This is a genomic window from Sulfurimonas sp. (genome assembly GCF_019429335.1).
Taxonomy (GTDB): Bacteria; Campylobacterota; Campylobacteria; order Campylobacterales; family Sulfurimonadaceae; genus Sulfurimonas.
In genome coordinates, this window is sequence record NZ_JAHYJB010000067.1 from 1 (window position 1) to 2,074 (window position 2,074).

General features: G+C 37.3%; 2 protein-coding genes. One reads left to right on the plus strand and one right to left on the minus strand.

What is annotated here, in order from left to right; all coding sequences use genetic code 11:
* Positions 1–113: 113 nt before the first annotated feature.
* Complete coding sequence (locus K0A91_RS10895) at positions 114–1,430, plus strand: MFS transporter (RefSeq protein ID WP_295010238.1); 1,317 nt, start codon at positions 114–116, stop codon at positions 1,428–1,430.
* Between the two features lie 78 nt (positions 1,431–1,508).
* Here the strand turns inward: K0A91_RS10895 and infC are convergent, their stop codons facing one another.
* Positions 1,509–2,000, minus strand: a complete 492-nt coding sequence (gene infC / locus K0A91_RS10900) for a translation initiation factor IF-3 (RefSeq protein WP_295010240.1) — start codon at positions 1,998–2,000, stop codon at positions 1,509–1,511.
* Positions 2,001–2,074 lie beyond the last annotated feature (74 nt).

Consider the following 2,074-nt stretch of genomic DNA (forward strand, 5'->3'; position numbering starts at 1 on the left):
TCTCACTTATAATCCTTGCAATTTACTTTGAACATTGGTTTTCTTGATCTAAAAAGTTAGTGTAAACAATCTTTTCAATATAATTGCGCATTATATAATATTTAAGGTACACAATGTTTAAAAAAGTCTTTCCTCTTTCAGCAATTCTCTCTCTGAGATTTTTAGGTCTGTTCCTTGTTTTGCCGGTTATTTCAGTTTTTGCGCTTGAGCTTGAAGGCTCTACACCTCTGCTTGTCGGTATAGTTGTCGGCGGCTATGCGCTGACACAGGCGCTTTTTCAGGTTCCATTTGGGACAATGAGCGATAAAATCGGAAGAAAACCAACGCTTCTTTTTGGTCTTCTTATATTTTTAATAGGTTCAATTATTTGTGCATATTCTGATGATATATACTCTCTTATGATTGGTCGTTTTCTTCAAGGAGCAGGTGCAATCGGCTCTGTTATAACGGCTATGATATCAGACTTGGTTCCTGAAGAAACAAGAGGCAAAGCAATGGCAATAATGGGCGCTTCAATAGCGATGAGTTTTGCTCTAGCTATGGGACTAGGACCTATTCTAGGGGCAAAATACGGCGTAGAGTTTCTTTTCATACTTACTGCTGTTTTTGCGGTTTTGGCAATAATACTATTATTTACAAAAGTGCCGACTCCTCCAAAAATCAAACATACATACCATGCGGCAGCAAAAACATCAGATATCTTAAGAGACCCGAATCTTTTAAATATGATTGTTATAAACGCTATGCAAAAGGGTCTTATGACTATTGCATTTGTTCTTATTCCTATCATATTGACAAGTGAGGAGTTTGCTTGGCAAAAATCTGACCTCTACATGGCTTATCTTCCTGCAATGGTTTTAGGACTGGTTGCGATGGGGCCTGCTGCCGTATTTGGAGAGAAATACAACAAACCAAAAGAGATATTTTTACTCTCTATTGTTCTCTTTATAGGCTCATTCTTAATAATGGGACTAACCAGTTCAAGTACGCTCTTTATTATCGGCGTCGTGATGTTTTTTGTAGCATTTAATATGATGGAGCCGTTAGTTCAGTCTATGATATCAAAGTTTGCAAAAGTACACCAAAAAGGTGCTGCTCTTGGTATCTCCAACTCTGTTGCTTATTTTGCAACGTTTGTAGGCGGTACATCAGCTGGTCTTCTTCTTGGAATAAGCGATAGAGAGACTATCGGTATATCGGTAGCTGTAGTCGCAACACTCTGGCTGTTATGGACACTGAAACTTCAAAACCCTACAAAATACTCTCATCTATATCTTCCGCTTGCAGATGTGGATCTTTCAAAACTCAAAGGATTTGAGAATGCTCATGTAGCAGAGTGGTATATTAACGACACTGAAAAACTTGTGATTGTAAAATATATGGCTGATGCAGTGCAAAAAGAGGATTTGATAGCTAAGATATCTAACTAAAGAGAACTTGTTCTCTTTAGTGGACAGGAACAACTTGTTCCTATAGCCGCTAGAAGCTATTTTTCTAAAGAAAGTATGCTACTTTTGAGGCAGAACGTACATGTTATAGTAGCGGCCTTCAAATTTAGGCTCTTTATCCATTACCGCAACATCTTCTATCATAGACCAAACTTTTAAAAGAACATCTTTTGCAGAGTCTGGGTTTGCCATCTCACGTCCCTTTAAAAAGACACGAAACTTTACATGTTTACCCTCCGATAGAAACTCTTTTGCATGTTTAACTTTATAGTTTATATCGTTTTCTGCAATTTTTACAGAGAGCTTAATCTCTTTTACGTCAATTTTGACTTGATTTTTTCTCTGCTCTTTTTGCTTTTTCTCTTCTTGGTATCTATACTTACCGTAATCCATGATTTTTGCAACAGGTGGTTTTGCATCAGGAGCGATAAGGACTAAATCTAATCCCAATTCATTTGCCTTTTCCATAGCTTCATCCGTGGATATTATTCCTAAAGATTCTGCTCCATCTACATTACAACGCACCTCTGGTACACGAATATCGTCATTCATTATGACGCGGTCTGCTTTTTTACTCAAAAATTTACCTCATTTATTTTAGTTTGTATAAGCGAAAGGAATTCACT

Coding starts and splice junctions, on each gene's coding strand:
- K0A91_RS10895 (WP_295010238.1), top strand. CDS start 114: ATGTTTAAAAAAGTCTTTCCTCTTTCAGCAATTCTCTCTCTGAGATTT.
- infC (WP_295010240.1), bottom strand. CDS start 2,000: ATGAATGACGATATTCGTGTACCAGAGGTGCGTTGTAATGTAGATGGA.